The 21,225-nt window shown below is 53.0% G+C and carries 21 protein-coding genes; 10 read left to right on the top strand and 11 right to left on the bottom strand.

Translation table 11 applies throughout. The annotated features are described in order from the left end of the window. The first annotated feature begins 183 nt into the window (after positions 1 to 183). The 6 genes from glmS to phoU all read left to right on the top strand — a co-directional run bounded on the left by glmS (position 184) and on the right by phoU (position 7,060). A complete protein-coding gene (glmS, locus tag OGY19_RS20450; RefSeq protein ID WP_061066898.1) occupies positions 184 to 2,013 on the top strand; it encodes a glutamine--fructose-6-phosphate transaminase (isomerizing) in 1,830 nt (609 codons plus the stop codon). Positions 2,014 to 2,347: 334 nt separating this feature from the next. Continuing rightward, complete coding sequence (gene pstS / locus OGY19_RS20445; RefSeq protein WP_115601255.1) at positions 2,348 to 3,388, top strand: phosphate ABC transporter substrate-binding protein PstS; 1,041 nt, start codon at positions 2,348 to 2,350, stop codon at positions 3,386 to 3,388. Between the two features lie 262 nt (positions 3,389 to 3,650). Beyond that, on the top strand, positions 3,651 to 4,610 hold the full coding sequence (gene pstC, locus OGY19_RS20440; protein WP_048213782.1) for a phosphate ABC transporter permease PstC: 960 nt from the start codon (positions 3,651 to 3,653) through the stop codon (positions 4,608 to 4,610). Beyond that, entirely contained in the window at positions 4,610 to 5,500 is an 891-nt protein-coding gene (pstA, locus tag OGY19_RS20435; protein WP_101742132.1) for a phosphate ABC transporter permease PstA, read from the top strand. The genes pstC and pstA overlap by 1 nt, the downstream gene beginning before the upstream one ends. Before the next feature lie 46 nt (positions 5,501 to 5,546). Then, positions 5,547 to 6,320, top strand: a complete 774-nt coding sequence (gene pstB, locus OGY19_RS20430) for a phosphate ABC transporter ATP-binding protein PstB (protein WP_003023821.1) — start codon at positions 5,547 to 5,549, stop codon at positions 6,318 to 6,320. Positions 6,321 to 6,334: 14 nt separating this feature from the next. Then, the gene (gene phoU, locus OGY19_RS20425; RefSeq protein ID WP_003023824.1) at positions 6,335 to 7,060 is read left to right on the top strand and encodes a phosphate signaling complex protein PhoU; all 726 of its coding nucleotides are present in this window, start codon (positions 6,335 to 6,337) and stop codon (positions 7,058 to 7,060) included. Positions 7,061 to 7,143: 83 nt separating this feature from the next. Here phoU and yieH read toward each other — a convergent pair whose 3' ends face one another. After that, a complete protein-coding gene (gene yieH / locus OGY19_RS20420) occupies positions 7,144 to 7,809 on the bottom strand; it encodes a 6-phosphogluconate phosphatase (RefSeq protein ID WP_061066897.1) in 666 nt (221 codons plus the stop codon). 166 nt (positions 7,810 to 7,975) lie between these two features. Between yieH and adeP the strand changes: the two genes are divergently transcribed. Then, positions 7,976 to 9,313: an adenine permease AdeP gene (adeP, locus tag OGY19_RS20415; RefSeq protein WP_048213779.1), complete on the top strand. Its 1,338-nt coding sequence runs from the start codon at positions 7,976 to 7,978 to the stop codon at positions 9,311 to 9,313. A 53-nt stretch (positions 9,314 to 9,366) separates the two neighbouring features. Here adeP and OGY19_RS20410 read toward each other — a convergent pair whose 3' ends face one another. The 10 genes from OGY19_RS20410 to OGY19_RS24635 form a co-directional block, all read right to left on the bottom strand. Next, positions 9,367 to 9,933 carry an NADPH-dependent FMN reductase gene (locus OGY19_RS20410; protein ID WP_048213778.1) on the bottom strand — a complete coding sequence of 189 codons (567 nt, stop codon included), beginning with the start codon at positions 9,931 to 9,933 and terminating at the stop codon, positions 9,367 to 9,369. Positions 9,934 to 9,963: 30 nt separating this feature from the next. After that, on the bottom strand, positions 9,964 to 10,710 hold the full coding sequence (locus OGY19_RS20405; RefSeq protein ID WP_048213777.1) for a 4'-phosphopantetheinyl transferase family protein: 747 nt from the start codon (positions 10,708 to 10,710) through the stop codon (positions 9,964 to 9,966). Between the two features lie 166 nt (positions 10,711 to 10,876). Then, complete coding sequence (yidZ, locus tag OGY19_RS20400) at positions 10,877 to 11,836, bottom strand: HTH-type transcriptional regulator YidZ (RefSeq protein WP_048213776.1); 960 nt, start codon at positions 11,834 to 11,836, stop codon at positions 10,877 to 10,879. Continuing rightward, positions 11,805 to 12,986, bottom strand: coding sequence for an MFS transporter (locus OGY19_RS20395; RefSeq protein WP_115601256.1), 1,182 nt, complete (start codon positions 12,984 to 12,986; stop codon positions 11,805 to 11,807). Before OGY19_RS20395 ends, yidZ begins: the two co-directional genes overlap by 32 nt. A 182-nt stretch (positions 12,987 to 13,168) precedes the next feature. Beyond that, entirely contained in the window at positions 13,169 to 14,533 is a 1,365-nt protein-coding gene (mnmE, locus tag OGY19_RS20390; RefSeq protein WP_115601257.1) for a tRNA uridine-5-carboxymethylaminomethyl(34) synthesis GTPase MnmE, read from the bottom strand. Positions 14,534 to 14,638: 105 nt separating this feature from the next. Next, on the bottom strand, positions 14,639 to 16,285 hold the full coding sequence (gene yidC / locus OGY19_RS20385) for a membrane protein insertase YidC (protein WP_048213774.1): 1,647 nt from the start codon (positions 16,283 to 16,285) through the stop codon (positions 14,639 to 14,641). A gap of 2 nt (positions 16,286 to 16,287) precedes the next feature. Further along, positions 16,288 to 16,545 (bottom strand): membrane protein insertion efficiency factor YidD, encoded by a 258-nt coding sequence (gene yidD, locus OGY19_RS20380; protein WP_003023846.1) that lies wholly within the window; start codon positions 16,543 to 16,545, stop codon positions 16,288 to 16,290. After that, a complete protein-coding gene (gene rnpA / locus OGY19_RS20375) occupies positions 16,509 to 16,868 on the bottom strand; it encodes a ribonuclease P protein component (protein ID WP_003844432.1) in 360 nt (119 codons plus the stop codon). Before rnpA ends, yidD begins: the two co-directional genes overlap by 37 nt. Positions 16,869 to 16,885: 17 nt before the next feature. After that, positions 16,886 to 17,026 (bottom strand): 50S ribosomal protein L34, encoded by a 141-nt coding sequence (rpmH, locus tag OGY19_RS20370; RefSeq protein WP_003023858.1) that lies wholly within the window; start codon positions 17,024 to 17,026, stop codon positions 16,886 to 16,888. A 228-nt stretch (positions 17,027 to 17,254) separates the two neighbouring features. Next, positions 17,255 to 17,335 carry a hypothetical protein gene (locus tag OGY19_RS24635; protein WP_418221920.1) on the bottom strand — a complete coding sequence of 27 codons (81 nt, stop codon included), beginning with the start codon at positions 17,333 to 17,335 and terminating at the stop codon, positions 17,255 to 17,257. A 297-nt stretch (positions 17,336 to 17,632) separates the two neighbouring features. On the opposite strand from OGY19_RS24635, the gene dnaA reads away from it, so the two are divergent. From dnaA to recF, 3 genes are read left to right on the top strand one after another with little or no spacing between them, the layout of a single operon-like run. Continuing rightward, on the top strand, positions 17,633 to 19,036 hold the full coding sequence (gene dnaA, locus OGY19_RS20365) for a chromosomal replication initiator protein DnaA (RefSeq protein WP_061066893.1): 1,404 nt from the start codon (positions 17,633 to 17,635) through the stop codon (positions 19,034 to 19,036). A gap of 4 nt (positions 19,037 to 19,040) precedes the next feature. Beyond that, the gene (gene dnaN / locus OGY19_RS20360) at positions 19,041 to 20,141 is read left to right on the top strand and encodes a DNA polymerase III subunit beta (protein WP_005121477.1); all 1,101 of its coding nucleotides are present in this window, start codon (positions 19,041 to 19,043) and stop codon (positions 20,139 to 20,141) included. Beyond that, positions 20,141 to 21,214: a DNA replication/repair protein RecF gene (gene recF, locus OGY19_RS20355; RefSeq protein WP_048213772.1), complete on the top strand. Its 1,074-nt coding sequence runs from the start codon at positions 20,141 to 20,143 to the stop codon at positions 21,212 to 21,214. The genes dnaN and recF overlap by 1 nt, the downstream gene beginning before the upstream one ends. Positions 21,215 to 21,225 lie beyond the last annotated feature (11 nt).

Genomic DNA, 21,225 nt, shown 5'->3' with positions numbered 1-21,225 from the left:
TAGGCCTGATAAGCGTGAGTGCCATCAGGCAGACAAGAGATGAGGGGATAACATAATCCTCCGCTCAACAAGCAGTACCTATAAAAATAACCCCACTCTCTACAAGGCTCGGGGCGCCCGGAAAGGGCAAATACAGGTCAGCGACAACGACAGGCATAATGCCTAAATTCGGAATCAAAAAATATGTGTGGAATTGTTGGCGCTATCGCGCAGCGTGATGTAGCTGAAATCCTTCTCGAAGGTTTACGTCGTCTGGAATATCGTGGTTATGACTCAGCCGGTCTGGCTGTTGTTGATGCTGAAGGTAACATGACCCGTCTGCGTCGTCTGGGTAAAGTGCAGATGCTGACTGCTGCTGCGGAAGAACATCCGTTACACGGTGGTACGGGTATCGCTCACACCCGCTGGGCAACACACGGCGAACCTTCAGAAGCAAACGCGCATCCGCATGTTTCTGAGCACATTGTGGTGGTGCATAACGGCATCATCGAAAACCATGAACCGCTGCGTGAAATGTTGAAAGCGCGTGGTTACATCTTTGTGTCTGAAACGGACACCGAAGTGATTGCTCACCTGGTGCATTGGGAGCTGGAACAGGGCGGTACACTGCGTGAAGCGGTATTGCGTACTATTCCGCAGCTGCGCGGTGCCTACGGCACAGTGATCATGGATACCCGTAATCCGGAAACTCTGCTGGCGGCGCGTTCTGGTAGCCCGCTGGTTATCGGTCTGGGCATGGGTGAAAACTTTATCGCTTCCGACCAGCTGGCTCTGCTGCCGGTAACCCGTCGCTTTATCTTCCTGGAAGAGGGCGATATCGCCGAGGTAACGCGTCGTTCAGTCTCTATTTTTGACAAGACAGGCGCGGAAGTTAAACGTCAGGATATTGAATCTAATCTGCAATACGACGCGGGCGAAAAAGGTATTTATCGCCACTACATGCAGAAAGAGATCTATGAGCAACCGAACGCGATAAAAAATACGCTGACCGGGCGTATCAGTCATGGCGAAGTGGATTTAAGTGAGCTTGGCCCTAATGCCAACGCGTTGCTGTCTCAGGTCGAGCATATCCAGATTATTGCCTGCGGCACGTCATACAACTCAGGCATGGTATCCCGCTACTGGTTTGAGTCGCTGGCCGGCATTCCTTGTGATGTGGAAATTGCTTCTGAGTTCCGTTATCGCAAATCCGCTGTGCGTCGTAACAGTTTGATGATTACCCTGTCTCAGTCCGGTGAAACGGCGGATACCCTGGCGGGTCTGCGCTTATCTAAAGAGCTGGGCTATCTGGGGTCGCTGGCAATCTGTAACGTTCCAGGCTCTTCTCTGGTACGTGAATCTGACCTGGCGATGATGACCAATGCCGGGACCGAAATCGGCGTGGCCTCCACGAAAGCATTTACCACCCAACTGACTGTTCTGCTAATGCTGGTGGCGAAGCTGGCTCGTCTGAAAGGTCTGGATGCGACTATTGAACAAGAGATTGTTCACGGGTTACAGGCGCTGCCGAGCCGTATTGAGCAGATGCTGTCACAGGACAAGCGTATTGCCGCACTGGCGGAAGACTTCTCTGACAAACACCATGCACTGTTCCTTGGTCGTGGCGATCAGTACCCCATTGCGCTGGAAGGCGCCCTGAAGCTGAAAGAGATTTCTTATATTCACGCAGAAGCGTATGCCGCTGGTGAGCTGAAGCACGGTCCGCTGGCGCTGATTGACGCGGATATGCCGGTTATCGTGGTTGCACCGAACAACGAGTTGCTGGAAAAACTGAAATCCAACATTGAAGAAGTGCGTGCCCGTGGCGGCCAGTTGTACGTCTTCGCCGATCAGGATGCAGGATTTATCAGTAATGAAAATATGCATATCATCGAGATGCCGCATGTGGAAGAGGTGATTGCACCGATCTTCTATACCGTTCCGCTGCAACTGCTGGCGTATCATGTGGCGCTGATTAAAGGTACTGACGTGGACCAGCCGCGTAACCTGGCGAAGTCGGTTACCGTGGAATAAGCGATACCTCGCTGAACTGAAAATGCCCTGCTCAAAGCGGGGCATTTTTTTAAACGCGTTCTGTTTTTAATCAATTATCCCGCCTGTTTTATGTGACAAACCGTCATCTTCAGCTACTGTTTTCAGTGTCATAAAAAGAAAATTTTGCCGAAATATGATTGTCATATAATCTATTAACTTGCTGTTTTTATACAATTTTTAATTGTTCTTGGCGCATTATTTTTCATTGTCATAAAACTGTCATATTTCGTACATTTAACTGTCACCTGTTTGTCCTATTTTGCTCACAGTAGCAACTCAAACAACAATTTACGAAAACCGTGCAGGAGACATTATGAAAGTTATGCGTACCACTGTCGCAACTGTTGTCGCCGCGACCTTATCTATGAGCGCGTTCTCTGCCTTTGCTGCAGCGAGCCTGACAGGTGCTGGTGCAACTTTTCCTGCGCCAGTGTATGCCAAATGGGCTGATACTTATCAGAAAGAGACCGGTAGCAAAGTAAACTACCAGGGTATCGGCTCCTCCGGTGGTGTAAAACAAATTACCGCAAATACCGTTGATTTCGGTGCATCTGATGCGCCGTTATCTGACGAGAAGCTGGCTCAGGAAGGTCTGTTCCAGTTCCCGACAGTGATCGGCGGTGTGGTGCTGGCGGTGAATATCCCTGGCCTGAAGTCCGGAGAGCTGGTGCTTGACGGTAAAACTCTGGGCGATATCTACCTCGGCAAAATTAAGAAGTGGGATGATGAAGTCATCACCAAACTGAACCCGGGTCTGAAGCTGCCTTCTCAGAACATTGCCGTTGTGCGTCGTGCAGATGGTTCCGGTACCTCCTTCGTCTTCACCAGCTACCTGGCGAAAGTGAACGAAGAGTGGAAATCTAAAATTGGCGCAGGCTCTACTGTGAACTGGCCGACCGGTCTGGGCGGTAAAGGTAACGACGGTATCGCTGCGTTCGTCCAGCGTCTGCCAGGCTCTATCGGCTACGTTGAGTACGCTTATGCTAAGCAGAACAACCTGGCATACACCAAACTGGTTACTGCTGATGGTAAGCCGGTAAGCCCGACAGAAGAAAACTTTGCTAATGCAGCTAAAGGCGCTGACTGGAGCAAAACCTTCGCTCAGGATCTGACTAACCAGAAAGGTGACAATGCGTGGCCAATCACTTCCACCACCTTCATCCTGGTTCACAAAGAGCAGAAGAAGCCTGAGCAGGGCGTTGAAGTGCTGAAGTTCTTTGACTGGGCGTACAAAAATGGCGGCAAACAGGCCAACGACCTGGATTACGCCAGCCTGCCGGACAGCGTGGTTGAGCAGATTCGTGCTGCATGGAAGACCAACGTGAAAGACAGCAGCGGTAAAGCGCTGTACTAAATACCCGTCATACTTCGAGCCGCAGCTGTGTTGGCTGCGCTTGTTCACTCCAGTTACATAGTAAATCTATGCTCCTGGGGATGAATGAGGGACATCCTTGTCCCTCACCGAAGGCAGCCTCCGGCTGTTCAAATTCGTTCCTGACGAATTTGTCACAAGCTTGCCGCCTTGCTGCAACTCGAATTATTTAGGGTATGGCATTACGTTAGCTGGGAAGCACGATAAAATGCGCGCTTCCTGGCCCAAACTTAAAGAGTGATTTATGGCTGCAACCAAGCCTGCTTTTAACCCACCGGGTAAAAAGGGTGACATGATCTTCAGCGCGCTGGTAAAACTGGCTGCGCTGATTGTGCTATTGATGTTGGGTGGCATTATTGTCTCTCTGATCATCTCCTCCTGGCCAAGCATCCAGAAATTTGGTTTCTCATTCCTTTGGACCAAAGACTGGGATGCGCCAAATGATATCTACGGCGCACTGGTACCGATTTACGGTACGCTGGTCACCTCACTTATCGCACTGCTGATCGCCGTTCCGGTGAGTTTCGGCATTGCTTTGTTCCTGACGGAACTTGCACCTGGCTGGCTGAGACGTCCGCTGGGTATCGCTATTGAACTGCTGGCGGCGATCCCGAGTATTGTTTACGGCATGTGGGGGCTGTTTATCTTTGCCCCGCTGTTTGCGACGTATTTCCAGGAGCCGGTCGGTAATATTCTTTCCAACATTCCGTTTGTTGGCGCACTGTTTGCTGGCCCGGCATTTGGTATCGGTATTCTGGCGGCTGGCGTGATCCTCGCCATCATGATCATCCCGTACATTGCGGCAGTTATGCGTGATGTGTTCGAACAAACGCCGGTACTGATGAAAGAGTCAGCCTACGGTATTGGCTGTACTACCTGGGAAGTTATCTGGCGTATCGTTCTGCCGTTCACTAAAAATGGTGTCATTGGCGGCGTAATGCTGGGTCTGGGTCGCGCGCTGGGTGAAACCATGGCGGTGACCTTTATCATCGGTAACACCTACCAGCTCGACAGTGCCTCGCTGTACATGCCGGGCAACAGTATTACCTCTGCGCTGGCGAATGAATTTGCCGAAGCGGAATCTGGGCTGCACGTTGCCGCGTTGATGGAGCTGGGTCTGATTCTGTTTGTGATCACCTTCATCGTGCTGGCTGCGTCTAAGTTCATGATCATGCGCCTTGCGAAGAACGAGGGGGCACGCTAATGGCTACGCTTGAAATGCAAAACACCGCTCAGCTTGCGGAATCCCGCCGTAAAATGCAGGCGCGTCGTCGCCTGAAGAACCGCATCGCGCTGACGCTCTCTATGGCGACCATGGCGTTCGGTCTGTTCTGGCTCATTTGGATCCTGATGTCCACGATCACCCGTGGTATTGACGGTATGTCGCTGGCGCTGTTCACCGAAATGACGCCGCCGCCGAATACGGCGGGTGGTGGTCTGGCGAACGCCCTGGCCGGTAGCGGTCTGTTGATTCTGTGGGCGACCGTGTTTGGTACCCCGCTCGGTATTATGGCGGGTATCTACCTGGCTGAGTATGGACGTAAGTCCTGGCTGGCTGAGGTCATTCGCTTTATCAACGACATTCTGCTGTCTGCGCCATCCATCGTGGTCGGTCTGTTCGTTTACACCATCGTGGTAGCAAAAATGGAACATTTCTCCGGCTGGGCGGGCGTGATTGCGCTGGCGTTGCTGCAGGTACCTATCGTTATTCGTACCACTGAGAACATGCTCAAACTGGTTCCGGATAGCCTGCGTGAAGCCGCCTATGCGCTGGGTACGCCGAAGTGGAAGATGATTTCTGCAATCACCCTGAAGGCGTCTGTATCGGGCATTATTACCGGTATTCTGCTGGCAATTGCCCGTATTGCAGGTGAAACGGCTCCGCTGCTGTTTACGTCGCTCTCCAACCAGTTCTGGAGCACTGACATGATGCAGCCTATAGCCAACCTGCCGGTCACGATCTTTAAGTTTGCGATGAGCCCGTTTGCTGAGTGGCAGCAACTGGCCTGGGCCGGGGTACTGATTATTACCCTGTGCGTACTGCTGCTGAACATTCTGGCGCGTGTCATTTTCGCGAAGAAGAAACACGGTTAATTTTTACGGCGTGGCTGATGCGGCGCCGGATGAGGAAAAGATTGAAATGAGTATGGTTGATACTGCCCCGGGTAAAATTCAGGTTCGTGATTTGAACTTCTACTATGGCAAATTCCATGCCCTGAAGAACATCAACCTGGATATCGCGAAAAACCAGGTCACGGCGTTTATCGGGCCGTCAGGCTGTGGTAAATCGACGCTGCTGCGTACCTTCAACAAAATGTTTGAACTGTACCCGGAGCAGCGTGCGGAAGGTGAAATCCTGCTGGATGGTGACAATATTCTCACCAACACCCAGGACATCGCGCTGCTGCGTGCCAAAGTCGGCATGGTGTTCCAGAAGCCAACGCCGTTCCCAATGTCTATCTACGACAACATCGCGTTTGGCGTACGTTTGTTTGAGAAACTCTCGCGTGCGGATATGGACGAACGTGTGCAGTGGGCATTGACCAAGGCCGCACTGTGGAATGAAACCAAAGATAAATTACACCAGAGCGGGTACTCTCTCTCCGGTGGTCAGCAGCAGCGTCTGTGTATTGCGCGTGGTATCGCCATTCGCCCGGAAGTGCTACTGCTTGATGAGCCATGTTCAGCGCTCGACCCGATTTCTACCGGGCGTATTGAAGAGCTGATCACTGAGCTGAAAGAAGATTACACCGTTGTTATCGTTACCCACAACATGCAACAGGCAGCGCGTTGTTCCGATCACACGGCATTTATGTACCTGGGCGAGTTGATTGAGTTCAGCAACACGGACGATCTGTTCACCAAGCCCGCGAAGAAACAAACTGAAGACTACATCACCGGTCGTTACGGCTGATTCAGGAGCTTGTTGTGGATAACCTTAACCTTAATAAACATATTTCCGGCCAGTTCAATGCAGAGCTGGAAAGCATCCGTACCCAGGTGATGACCATGGGTGGCATGGTAGAGCAGCAGCTTTCTGATGCGATTACCGCCATGCACAATCAGGACAGCGAACTGGCGAAGCGCGTCATTGAAGGCGATAAAAACGTCAACATGATGGAAGTGGCGATCGATGAAGCCTGCGTGCGTATCATCGCCAAGCGTCAACCTACCGCCAGCGACCTGCGTCTGGTGATGGCGATTATCAAAACTATCGCTGAGCTGGAGCGTATTGGTGATGTGGCGGACAAAATTTGCCGCACCGCGCTGGAGAAGTTTTCGCAACAGCATCAGCCGCTGCTGGTAAGTCTGGAGTCGCTGGGTCGTCACACCGTGCAGATGCTGCACGACGTGTTGGATGCGTTTGCGCGTATGGATCTCGACGAAGCGGTACGTATTTATCGCGAAGATAAGAAAGTCGACCAGGAATATGAAGGCATTGTGCGCCAGCTGATGACCTACATGATGGAAGACCCGCGTACCATTCCAAGTGTGCTGACCGCGCTGTTCTGCGCACGTTCCATCGAACGTATCGGTGACCGCTGCCAGAATATCTGCGAATACATCTTCTATTTCGTGAAGGGACAAGACTTCCGTCACGTGGGCGGCGATGAACTGGATAAGCTGCTGGCGGGCAAAGATCCTAAAGAGTGAAAAAACGTAGAAAGTAGGCCGGATAAGCGTTAGCGCTATCCGGCAATTGCCCGGTGGCGCAAGCTTACCGGGCCTACAAAAAATTACCGGGTAATATCCCAACCCCGCGCCTTCCACAATTCCGGCAACTGTGCCAGATCGGTAAAGGTCGTGACTTTTGGATGATCGATCGGTTTGTTATGCGGATCGGCGCAGAAGTAGAACACTTCCATCCCGGCGGCAATTCCCGCCTGCGCGCCTGCGCTGGAATCATCAACCAGAATGCAGTTCTCAACGTTAACGTCCATTGCTTTTGCCGCATGGAACATCAGGGCCGGATCGGGCTTCCAGCGTTGGATATCGTAGCCGCTGAACAGTAAATCAGGAAAATGGTGCAACATGCCCAGCTTACCCAGCGAATGCTGCATTTTGCTGACCGGACCGTTTGAGACCACGCACATTGGCACTGTCATGCTGTCCAGCAGAGCATTTGCCCCAGCGATAACCTCCAGTTCCGAGTCGAACAGGCGTGCGACCTCTGCGCGGTAAACGGGCTCTAAATCGGCTTTCGCCAGCGTAACGCCGTGCTCTTCGTTGATGATATCGATGATTTCGTAGAGTTTTACGCCTTTAAAGCGTTTAAACACCTCTTCGAGATCGAGTTTGATACCAAACTCCTGGAACATGGCGACATACGCCCGGGAACAGATCACTTCACTATCGACCAGCGTACCATCGCAGTCAAAAAATACCGCTTCTATCTGGGACATGCCTTCCTCTTATCGCTAGTTTAACGTTTACGTCATGCTTATTTACGCCACGCAATCGTTGCCGTATAAGCAAAATCAATGAAAAAAGTTGCTCATAACCCAACCCTATTGTCGCATTTTGGTATAGGATAGCGACGAATTTTCCCTCCTTGTTCGGAAATTGATAATGAGTCAACAACACACAACCCAGGCTTCTGGCCAGGGGATGCTGGAACGCGTGTTCAAACTGCGCGAGCATGGCACAACGGCACGGACCGAAGTGATCGCCGGTTTAACCACCTTCCTGACGATGGTGTATATCGTTTTTGTTAACCCGCAAATTCTTGGCGTGGCTGGCATGGATACCAGCGCCGTCTTTGTTACCACCTGCCTTATTGCTGCATTTGGTAGCATCCTGATGGGGCTTTTTGCCAATCTGCCGGTTGCGCTGGCACCTGCTATGGGCCTGAACGCATTCTTTGCCTTCGTGGTCGTTGGCGCGATGGGCCTGTCATGGCAGATAGGTATGGGCGCAATCTTCTGGGGTGCGATAGGTCTGCTGCTGCTGACCATTTTCCGCGTACGTTACTGGATGATTGCCAATATCCCGGTGAGCCTGCGCGTGGGGATCACCAGCGGTATCGGTCTGTTCATCGGTATGATGGGGCTGAAAAACGCCGGCGTTATCGTCGCCAACAAAGACACGCTGGTATCTATCGGCAACCTGACGTCCCACAGCGTACTGCTCGGCATTCTGGGCTTCTTTATCATCGCGATTCTGGCGTCACGTAATATTCATGCGGCGGTGCTGATCTCTATCATCGTGACCACGCTGCTGGGTTGGATGCTGGGTGATGTCCATTACAGCGGGATCGTCTCCGCGCCGCCGAGCGTGATGTCGGTTATCGGGCATGTTGACCTGGCCGGTTCGTTTAACATTGGCCTTGCGGGCGTGATTTTCTCGTTCATGCTGGTGAACCTGTTTGACTCCTCCGGTACCCTGATTGGCGTGACGGATAAAGCCGGTCTGGCAGACGCGAAGGGCAAGTTCCCACGCATGAAGCAGGCGCTGTTTGTCGATAGCGTGTCGTCTGTTACCGGCGCGTTTATCGGTACCTCCTCCGTTACCGCCTATATTGAGTCTTCTTCCGGGGTTTCTGTTGGTGGGCGTACTGGCCTGACCGCGGTCGTTGTCGGTCTGTTGTTCCTGCTGGTTATCTTCCTGTCGCCGTTGGCGGGAATGGTGCCGGGATATGCCGCCGCAGGTGCGCTGATTTACGTTGGCGTCCTGATGACATCAAGCCTGTCGCGCGTGAAGTGGGATGACCTGACTGAAGCGGTTCCAGCGTTTATTACCGCCGTGATGATGCCGTTTAGCTTCTCGATCACCGAAGGTATTGCGCTGGGCTTTATCTCTTACTGCGTGATGAAAATAGGTACCGGACGTTTCCGCGATCTCAGCCCGTGCGTCATCGTTGTCGCGCTGCTGTTTGTACTGAAGATTGTGTTTATCGACGCGCACTAAAATATCGGTCTGGACAACGGCCCGCCAGGCATCGTTGCTGGCGGGCTTTTTCTTTAGGCTTTTACACGTTGAATATAGTCGCCAAATGCGGTCAGCTGACCGGTCAGATGGTCCAGCGTGCTTTGGTCGATCACTTCACCCGCCTGCGGGTCCACTTTATTCTGAATCACGCCGCCCATAAATTCCGGCTTGTTCATTACCATCGCGTCGAGGAACACCAGGATTTGACGCAGATGATACTGGCAGCGCGCGCCGCCAATGGCGCCCATGGAGCTGGTCTGGATCAGCACCGGTTTGCCGGATAATGGTTGATCGGGCAGGCGGGACAGCCAGTCGATGGCATTTTTCAGCCCGCCAGGAACAGAATAGTTGTATTCCGGTGTGACGATAACGACGCCGTCAGCCTTCCTGATTTGTTCCGCCAGCGCTTCTACACTTGCCGGAAAACCCTCTTCCTGCTGGAGGTCGGCATCGTACAGAGGAATATCCCCAATCGACGGTAATGCATTCACTTCCATCCCCGCGGGGGCAATTTTTGGCAGCGTACGGGCAACCATTCCATTAAACGAACCCTTGCGCAGGCTCCCCAGTAACGTAACAACATTCAATGTTTCAGACATGGTTACTCCTGTTTCATCATGAAGGTTAAATCAAAGCGTATGGCTCTTCGCTGCGCATAATTGCGAGAACCGGATCAGGCGACCCGTTGGCTCATTGGCGCGTGTCTGGATATCAGGCAAGCTTTTCCAGTCCTGTTTACCATCAAACTCCCAAACGTTGAGTTTTTCAATGGTTGGCGTGACCGCGACCGACCACACCAGCACATCTTCGGCATCGCAAATGGCTTCTATCTGCGTAACGTGAGCACATCTCAGACGGCCCGCACCCGGTAACAGCTGGAGTTCACGTGGATCGTCATTGCACACGTCGCCAGTGAGCTTGAGAACGCTCTGGCGTAACGTTATGAGCTGCGCACGCGCTTCATTGGGGTCGTTTTGATTATTGATCCACAGGTTTTCGTTACTGGAAAAGCGGTAGGAATCTGTGGCATTCGGGGTATGGAACCCGCGAGTTGCCCGCTGAAGCTCCATATCCAGACCGCATGAACCTTCTGTGGTAAGCGCGACGCCGACAATATTCCCGGCATAGGAAATCGAAAAGCCAGGCAGGTTTTTATCGCGAAAAACGGGCTTACCTTTCGCCTCGGTAACAATCTCGGGCAATGTGCTGGTGCCGTAAAGCATAAACATCAGTTCAGCGAGAAGACTTCGGGAGGCCAGAAAGCGTGTTCGGCGGTGAGTGGGTAGATTTCTTACTTCAAAATGACATGGAGTAGGGAGGCGAACTGAAACCAGGTGTCCCTCCGTAAGAATCCCTCTGGCAAAATGTGTCGCCATTTTTCGCTCCGTGATTAATGGTCCGTGATTATTATCAGAGTAACATTTACGCGGCTTCCAGGCAGGCTTTACTGCCCAAAAAGTAAACGGAATCGGGATACATTACGCGACATTTACATTTCCAGCGCCAGGGAGGTTAATAAAACAACAATATAGCAAAGGATCTTCATGACATCTCGCGATAGAGTGCCTTGATCGTCTCTTTCAGCCATACGATCTTAGGATTGTGGCTGTTGCGTTTATGCCAAAGTAGGGTGAACGGGACGCGCATTTTTTCCAGTTGCGCTGCATCAAAAGGCATTGGACGTGCCACGAGCGGAAGCTGGTGGAGTTGGTTATAACGCTGGCAATAAACCGGTGCGGTGGCAATCAGCGCGTGATCCGGCTGCGCTGCCATAAACAGCGACTGCTCAAAGCCTGGCAGACACAATGCGATGTTACGCGCACGCCCCATCTCCTGAAGCACATCGTCCAGCGCCCAGGTGTCGCTCTGCTCCCAGCTAATGCTGATATGGGGATAGCGCAGGAATGTTTCCAGATTCCACTCTTCCTGCAATGCCGGGTGGTCTTCACGCAACCAGACGCAGGGGAGATCGGAAAACAGGACCTCGTGGTCGATCGATAACGGTAGCAGACTCAGCAATTCACGCGAGCGCGGGTGACTTTCACGTCCGGTAAAGCCGATATCCACCTCGCCACGGATAATGGCATCCAGCGAATCGTAATCCCAGTTGTGCACTTTGATCGTTGCCTGTGGATAACGTTGGTAGATCTGTTGGGAGAGCGCGTTAAACATGATCATCACCAGCGGCGTTTCAGCCACTAAATCAAACTTCAGCCCACGTGGTGCTTCATGGTGTGGCTTATCGAGCAATTGATTGCCCATCTGCATCCACTCCGCCAGGCTCTGTTCCATGTTGAGCATCAGCGGCGTTGGCGTTAGCCCCAGCGGGGTGTTAACAAACAAGGGATCGTCAAACCAGGCTCTCAGCTTCGACAGCGATTTGCTGACCGCCGACGGCGTGACGTTCATCCGTTTGGCGGTTTTAGTGACGCTGCGTTCCTGCATCAGGAGTTGCAGGCAGAGCAGTAAATTAAGATCGAGACTGCTGAGGGATTTCTTCATGAGTTGGTGTGGGCCGGTTTGGTGCAACAGTGATAATCAGCATGATACTCACTATGCTACAACCAATCAGAATCCCGATCAGCATATTCAGTGCGTCGAGACCGAGGATGGCAGCCAACCAAATCCATAGAGATGAACCGCAAACCTGGGCAATGCCTAATGCCGAGCTGGCGACGCCTGCGCGCAGCGAGAACGGCCCCAGCGCCTGGCTCATGGCAACGCCGAAACCGACCGAGAATCCGGCGCAGATTAAGGTTAACCCGAACAACGTTACCGCGTGCGTACTGGCAAGGATTAACACGATGCCCGCAGCCAGGAACAAGACCTGTGAAGTCAGCATCAGGATGCGGGGTTTAAAAATACTCAGTGCGAATGGCGTAGAGAAAGAGACCGCCATACTGATGCCTGCGGTCATGGCCATGGTAGTGGCGTACTCGCCGCGGTCGAAGCCCATAACTTCCATCAGCAGCACCGGAGACGTATTCACGAAGGTCAGGATCACCGACACGCTGAGGGTGGTAATGGCCAGACGGCTTAAGAAAAAACGGTTTACCAGCGACTCTGCGCGATGATCGCTCTGCGTAGAGGTCGAGAGCGTCGCTGGGCGCGATTCTCGCAGGATAAACACCGACAGCAGGCAAACGACCACGCCCATGCCCATCATCGTGTAGAACAGGCTCTGCCACGGGTATTTGAGCATAATCAGGTGCCCCATCACCGGAGCCAGCACCGGCACGATACAGGTAATACCGTTCAACAGCGACAGTACCTTCGCCCGGCGGCGATCGTCGAGCGTATCGCGCAGGATGGCGAAAGCCACCACGTAGCAACAGCCGGCGCCTACGCCCTGAATAAAGCGGCCTGCGAGAAACGGGGTGCCGCTTTCGGCGAACGAACACAGCGCAGAGGCGAAAATAAAAATGAGGGCACCGACAATGGCGACCGGTTTACGACCCGACTGGTCGGCAACTTTTCCGGCGAAAAGCATCGCCGTCGCCATTCCCGCCAGATAAACCGAAAACGCGATATGCAACTGCGCCTCGCTGGCCTGTAGATCAGCCGCAATACGGGGCAGCCCCACCAGATACATATCAATACCGGCAGGATAAAGAAGAACCAGGGCGAAACTGCAGATTAGAAAGCGTGTCATAGCGACCTCATGAGAAATGTGGCGCTAAGCATACGGTCAGAGAGTCAACTGCACGAGTTGCCATTTGGACAACAGTGATTTCCGCATGGGAAATTGTTGTTGCCGGATGGCGGTGTAAACGCCTTATCCGGCCTACGGGGCCTGTAGTCCCGGTAAGCATCGCGCCACCGGGCAATACAACATTATTTGCCAATACAGAAGCTGGAGAAAATCCGTCCCAGCAGATCGTCGGAGGTAAATTCCCCGGTGATCTCACTGAGGTTCTGCTGCGCCAGACGCAACTCCTCTGCCAGCAATTCTCCGGCCCATGCGCCAAGCAGTTGGGCTTTACCCTGCTCGAGATGCTCCGCCGCTTCTGCCAGCGCCTGCAGGTGACGACGACGCGCCAGGAAGCCACCTTCCATATTGGTTTCAAAGCCCATGCTCTGTTTGAGATGGTTACGCAGTACGTCAACACCTTCACCGGTACGTGCGGAGAGACGAACCAGTGAGTGGCCATTTACTTCGCTGAGACCCAGCTTTTCACCGGTAATATCCGCTTTGTTACGCACCACGGTAATCGGCAGTTTTGCCGGTAAACGCGCAATAAAGTCTGGCCAGATATCCGCCGGATCTACGGCGTCGGTGGTGGTGCCATCCACCATAAACAGCACACGGTCGGCTTGTTCGATTTCCTGCCAGGCACGTTCGATACCAATGCGTTCAACTTCATCGCTGGCATCGCGCAGACCGGCAGTATCGATGATGTGCAGCGGCATACCGTCGATATGAATATGCTCACGCAATACGTCGCGAGTCGTCCCCGCAATGTCGGTCACAATAGCCGCCTCACGGCCAGCCAGCGCGTTCAGCAGGCTCGATTTCCCGGCGTTAGGGCGACCGGCAATGACTACCTTCATCCCTTCGCGCAGCAGGCTGCCCTGACGCGCTTCGGCACGAACGGCATCAAGATCGCTGATAACGCTATTGAGCTGGGCTTCAATCTTGCCGTCAGACAGGAAGTCGATTTCTTCATCCGGGAAGTCGATCGCCGCTTCGACATAGATGCGCAGGTGAGTGAGCGCTTCCACAAGATGATTTACCCGTGCGGAAAATGCACCCTGCAACGAATTCAGCGCCGAGCGAGCGGCTTGCTCCGAGCTGGCATCGATCAGGTCGGCAATAGCCTCTGCCTGGGCTAAATCGAGCTTATCATTGAGAAAAGCTCGCTCGGAGAATTCACCCGGTCTGGCAATGCGCAGCCCGGGAATGGTCAGAATACGTTTGAGCAGCAGGTCAAGAATCACCGGACCGCCGTGGCCCTGAAGCTCTAAAACGTCTTCACCGGTAAAGGAGTTCGGGCCGGGGAACCACAGGGCAATCCCCTGATCCAGCGCGCTGCCATCCGCGTCTTTAAACGGCAGATAATCGGCATAACGCGGTTTTGGCAGTTTCCCCAGTACGGTTTCTGCGACCTCGCGCGCCTTCAGGCCGGAGATACGCAGGATACCCACGCCACCACGTCCCGGTGGGGTGGCCTGAGCGACGATGGTGTCGTTATGGCTCATGGTTTGTCTCTTCTTAATGCAATAAAAAAGGCGGTCTAATGACCGCCCTTTACTTTATGTTCCGTTTGCCGGATGGCGGCTTCGCCTAATCCAGCCTACACCGAATCAGGAGTTTTTCTTCTCGCGGCTATGCAGGCCACGCTTCTCCAGACCACGGTAAATCAGCTGCTGCTGAATAATGGTTACCAGGTTGCTGACGATATAGTACAGCACCAGACCTGACGGGAACCACAGGAAGAACACGGTGAAGATGACCGGCATAAAGGTCATGATCTTCTGCTGCATCGGGTCGGTCACGGTGGTCGGAGACATCTTCTGAATGAAGAACATCGTCACGCCCATCAGGATCGGCAGGATGTAGTACGGGTCCTGTGCGGACAGGTCATGGATCCACAGCGCGAACGGCGCATGACGCAGCTCAATGGAGCCCATCAGCATGTAGTACAACGCCAGGAAGATTGGCATCTGGATGATCAGCGGGAAGCAGCCGCCCAGCGGGTTAACCTTCTCAGCTTTGTACAGGGCCATCATTTCCTGGCTCTGACGCTGTTTGTCATCACCCAGACGCTCACGCATTGCCTGAATCTTCGGCTGCAGCATACGCATCTTCGCCATGGAGGTGTACTGCGCTTTGGTCAGCGGGTACATGATGCCACGAACGATAAAGGTGATAACGATGATGGAGAAGCCCCAGTTACCCAGGAAGCTATGGATCCATTTCAGCAGTTTGAACAGCGGCTGAGAGATGAACCACAACCAGCCGTAATCCACGGTCAGATCCAGGTGCGGTGCAACGGCCGCCATTTTATCCTGAATTTCCGGGCCGACCCACAGGGTGCTGGTCATCGCGCCAGTCTGACCAGGCTGTACCAATACCGGCTGTGATTTATAGCCGATAGCGGCAATGCCGTTACCCAGGTTAGCGGTATAGAAGTTGTTGGTGCCGTCGTTACGCGGAACCCATGCCGTGGCGAAATACTGTTGCAGCATTGCAACCCAACCGTCTTTAGCATTGACGTTCAGGTTTTCGTTGTCAGCAATGGTGTCGAATTTGTATTTCTCATACTTCTCATCTGGCGTGGAGTACGCCGCGCCACGGAAGGTGTGCAGCGCAAAGTTGCTGCTACCGGTGTCACGATGAGATGGCAGATTGATGGATTGCTTCAGCTGACCAAAGGTGGAGACTTCCAGCGGTTTTTCGCCGGCGTTCTGCACGCTGTAGTTAACGTTGACAGCATATTCACCACGCTTGAGTACAAACGTTTTAGTGAATGTGTTACCCGCTGCGTCAGTATAGGTCATCGGGATCTGCAGTTCGTTCTGACCGTCAGCCAGTACAAACGCGTCTTTTTCGACGTTGTACAGCGGACGCGGGCCGTTAGCCGGGTTATCCGGGCCGTCACGACCTGTCAGGCCACTTTGTGCCTGGTAGATGAACTGTGGCGTGGTTTCCAGTAACTGGAACGGTTCGGTAGAACCCAGTTCTTTCGGGTAAGCTGGCAGTGAAGCCTGTTCCACATCACCACCACGGGTGTTGATGGTCAGATCAAGCACGTCAGTTTTAACCGTAATCAGTTTCCCCTGGCCACTGGCCGGTACGCCCTGGTCGGCGGCGCTACCCGCTGCGGTGGTCGTTGTCTGCGTGGTCTGTTGGGCCTGAGGTTGCGGATTTTTATCCTGCTCCCAGGCTTGCCAGATCATGAAAGACACGAACAGCAAAGCGATGACTAAAAGATTGCGTTGCGAATCCATCGTTAGTGTTCTCTGGTATCAAATGGTCCGGGCGGGACGGGATCGTCACCACCAGGGTGTAAAGGGTGGCATTTTAATACGCGTTTCACCGTCAACCAACTGCCTTTTATCACTCCAAACCTGCGCAATGCCTCAATTCCGTAGCTCGAACAGGTTGGAGTGAAACGGCAATGCGGCCCAAGCAGCGGACTGATCAGGCGTTGATAGACCCGAATGAGGGCTATCAGGACCCGCGAGCCAGGCGACAATGGCGACGCCATAATTTTTCCAACGCTTCCGAGAGAGCACGGTTATCGAGGTCAGCAACCCCTTTTTTCGCCACCACCACGAAATCCATTGCTGGAAGCTCGTGCTGACGTAAACGGAAGCTTTCACGCGTCAGACGTTTAATCCGATTACGTTCATGCGCACGTTTAACATTTTTCTTGGCGACGGTAAGACCGATACGGGGATGCCCCAGCGAATTCAGGCGGCCGAGGATGGTGATTTGCGGCGTGCCAGCCCGTTGTGGCTGCTGGAAGACGAATGTGAAATGAGTGGGAGTTAACAAACGTAACTCCCTGGGAAATGCGAGCTTAACCACTCAGGGGCTAGCTTTTATTACTTAGAAACGGTCAGACGAGAACGGCCTTTAGCACGACGACGTGCCAGAACCTGACGACCATTTTTATTTGCCATACGAGCACGGAAGCCGTGAGAACGGTTGCGCTTCAGTACAGACGGTTGAAAAGTGCGTTTCATGGCGATTTCTACCTAAACTTGAATAAATTCACTGACTTTTGCGTATACCCGAACGAATTTCGAACGACTTACGCCACAGTGTGGGTGATTAAAGAGGCCGGATTGTAATAATTGTACACTCCGGAGTCAATTCTCTTTCCTTATATCCCGTTTTTTTTCACGTGGTTTTGTGTAAAAAACAGGCAGCGTTGACGCCGTAAGGCGACCGTTACTCGCTGGGGGTAAGAATTATACGGGCTGGTGGATAAAGCGCAAGGATCGCACGGGATCTTTATTAGATCGTTTAAGCAGTAAAGCATCTTTACTCATTAATTTTTTCAATATGCGCGCGAAAACCTGCAGCACTTCTCCAGGATCGTTTACACTTAGCCGATTCTGGATCATCCTGTGGATAAATCGGGAAGAATCTGTGAGAAACAGAAGATCTCTTTCTCAGTTTACGCTATGATCCGCGGTCCTGATCGTTTCAATGGATCCTGATCGGGTAAAAATTGCAGATAGCAATTCGCACGTCACCCTTTGCATAGGGTCTTGTCGATGTGCGTCAACAATCATGAATGTTTCAGCCTTTGTCATTTATCGACTTTTGTTCGAGTGGAGTCCGCCGTGTCACTTTCGCTTTGGCAGCAGTGTCTTGCCCGATTGCAGGATGAGTTACCAGCCACAGAATTCAGTATGTGGATACGCCCGTTGCAGGCGGAACTGAGCGATAACACGCTGGCTTTGTATGCGCCAAACCGTTTCGTGCTCGATTGGGTAAGGGATAAATACCTTAATAATATTAATGGATTACTCAATAATTTTTGCGGAGCGGATGCCCCACAGCTGCGTTTTGAGGTTGGCACTAAACCCGTTACGCAAACGCTGAAAACGCCGGTCAACAACGTTGTGGCGCCCGCCCACGTGGCTCAGCAAGTGCAACCGCAACGTACCGTACCGGCAGCGCGCCCTGGCTGGGATAACGTCCCGGCTCCGGCTGAACCTACCTATCGCTCTAACGTCAACGTCAAACATACGTTTGATAACTTCGTTGAAGGTAAATCTAACCAACTGGCGCGCGCGGCGGCACGTCAGGTGGCGGACAATCCAGGCGGCGCCTACAATCCGTTATTCCTTTATGGCGGTACGGGTCTGGGTAAAACCCACCTGCTGCACGCTGTCGGTAACGGCATTATGGCGCGTAAGCCGAACGCAAAAGTGGTGTATATGCACTCCGAGCGTTTTGTGCAGGACATGGTTAAAGCCCTGCAAAACAATGCGATCGAAGAGTTTAAACGCTATTACCGTTCCGTTGATGCGCTGCTGATTGACGATATTCAATTCTTTGCTAATAAAGAACGTTCACAGGAAGAATTTTTCCACACCTTTAATGCCCTGCTGGAAGGTAATCAGCAGATCATCCTGACCTCGGATCGCTATCCGAAGGAGATCAACGGCGTTGAAGATCGTCTGAAATCTCGCTTCGGCTGGGGACTGACTGTCGCGATCGAGCCGCCTGAGCTGGAAACACGCGTCGCGATCCTGATGAAAAAGGCTGACGAAAACGACATTCGTCTGCCGGGTGAAGTGGCGTTCTTTATCGCCAAGCGTCTACGCTCTAACGTGCGTGAACTGGAAGGCGCACTGAACCGCGTGATCGCTAACGCCAATTTTACCGGCCGGGCAATTACTATCGATTTCGTGCGTGAAGCGCTGCGCGATCTGCTGGCTTTGCAGGAAAAGCTGGTCACCATCGACAATATTCAAAAGACGGTGGCAGAGTATTACAAAATCAAAATTGCGGATCTGCTTTCTAAGCGTCGATCTCGTTCGGTAGCACGTCCGCGTCAGATGGCGATGGCGCTGGCAAAAGAGCTCACTAACCACAGTCTGCCGGAAATTGGCGATGCGTTTGGTGGGCGCGACCATACTACCGTGCTTCATGCCTGCCGTAAGATTGAGCAGTTGCGTGAAGAAAGCCATGATATTAAAGAAGATTTCTCCAATTTAATCAGAACATTATCTTCGTGACGCTATGAAATTTACCGTTGAACGTGAACATTTATTAAAACCGCTTCAGCAGGTCAGCGGCCCGCTGGGTGGACGTCCTACACTGCCGATCCTCGGAAACCTGCTGCTGCAGGTTGCTGACGGTGCGCTTTCTCTGACCGGTACCGATCTCGAAATGGAGATGGTGGCGCGCGTGGCGCTGATCCAGCCGCATGAACCTGGTGCGACCACCGTTCCGGCGCGTAAATTCTTCGATATTTGCCGCGGGTTGCCGGAAGGCGCAGAAATTGCCGTTCAACTGGAAGGCGACCGTATGCTGGTGCGTTCTGGCCGCAGCCGTTTCTCGCTGTCCACGCTGCCTGCCGCCGACTTCCCGAATCTGGACGACTGGCAGAGCGAAGTCGAATTCACGCTACCGCAGGCGACGATGAAGCGTCTGATTGAAGCCACGCAGTTTTCAATGGCGCATCAGGACGTGCGTTACTATTTAAACGGCATGCTGTTTGAAACCGAAGGGGAAGAGCTGCGTACCGTGGCGACCGACGGTCACCGCCTGGCGGTCTGTTCAATGCCTGTCGGTCAGCCGTTGCCCAGCCATTCGGTGATCGTACCGCGTAAAGGCGTGATTGAACTGATGCGTATGCTCGACGGCGGCGATAACCCGCTGCGCGTACAGATTGGCAGCAACAATATTCGTGCGCACGTGGGTGATTTCATCTTTACCTCCAAGCTGGTTGACGGTCGTTTCCCGGATTATCGCCGCGTACTGCCGAAGAATCCGGACAAACATCTGGAAGCAGGTTGCGATATCCTCAAACAGGCGTTTGCTCGTGCGGCGATCCTCTCTAACGAGAAATTCCGCGGCGTGCGTCTGTATGTCAGTGAAAACCAGCTGAAAATCACCGCTAATAACCCGGAGCAGGAAGAAGCCGAAGAAATTCTGGATGTCTCCTATCCTGGTACAGAACTGGAAATCGGCTTTAACGTTAGCTACGTACTGGACGTTCTGAACGCGCTGAAGTGCGAAAACGTGCGTATTCTGCTGACCGATTCCGTCTCCAGCGTACAAATTGAAGATGCAGCCAGCCAGAGCGCGGCTTACGTTGTTATGCCAATGAGACTGTAATGTCGCTGACCCGCCTGTTGATCCGCGATTTTCGTAATATCGAAAACGCGGATCTCGCTTTATCTCCCGGCTTTAACTTCCTGGTAGGCGCTAACGGCAGCGGCAAAACCAGCGTGCTGGAAGCTATCTATACGCTCGGCCACGGCCGGGCGTTTCGCAGTTTGCAAATTGGCCGCGTGATTCGCCACGAGCAGGAATCGTTTGTTTTACACGGGCGTTTGCAGGGTGATGAGCGTGAGACGTCGATTGGCCTGACGAAAGACAAACTGGGCGACAGTAAAGTGCGCATTGACGGCACTGACGGGCACAAGGTCGCGGAACTGGCGCACCTGATGCCGATGCAGCTGATCACGCCCGAGGGGTTTACTTTACTCAATGGCGGCCCCAAATACAGAAGAGCATTCCTTGACTGGGGATGCTTTCACAATGAAGCCGGATTTTTCACCGCCTGGAGCAACCTGAAGCGCCTGCTCAAGCAGCGCAATGCGGCACTGCGCCAGGTAAGTCGTTATGAGCAACTCCGCCCGTGGGATAAAGAACTGATCCCACTGGCGGAACAAATCAGCACCTGGCGCGCGGAGTACAGCGCCGGTATCGCGCAGGATATGGCGGATACCTGCCAGCAGTTTCTTCCCGAATTTTCTCTCTCCTTCTCTTTCCAGCGCGGCTGGGAGAAAGAGACAGATTACGCCGAAGTGCTGGAACGCAGTTTTGAACGCGATCGCATGTTGACCTACACCGCGCACGGCCCGCATAAGGCGGATTTCCGCATTCGCGCCGACGGTGCGCCGGTGGAAGATACGTTGTCGCGTGGGCAGCTCAAGCTGCTGATGTGCGCCTTACGTCTGGCGCAAGGGGAGTTTCTGACCCGTGAAAGCGGGCGGCGCTGCCTGTACCTGATAGATGATTTTGCCTCTGAACTGGATGACGCGCGTCGCGGACTGCTGGCCAGCCGCTTAAAAGCCACGCAATCTCAGGTCTTTGTCAGCGCAATCAGCGCTGAACACGTTATAGACATGTCCGATGAAAATTCGAAGATGTTTACCGTGGAAAAGGGTAAAATAACGGATTAACCCAAGATAAA

Source organism: Citrobacter sp. Cy070, from assembly GCF_030332245.1.
GTDB lineage: Bacteria > Pseudomonadota > Gammaproteobacteria > Enterobacterales > Enterobacteriaceae > Citrobacter > Citrobacter youngae.
The sequence above is the reverse complement of the archived record's forward strand: the minus strand, read 5'-3'. Positions and strand labels throughout refer to the sequence as shown.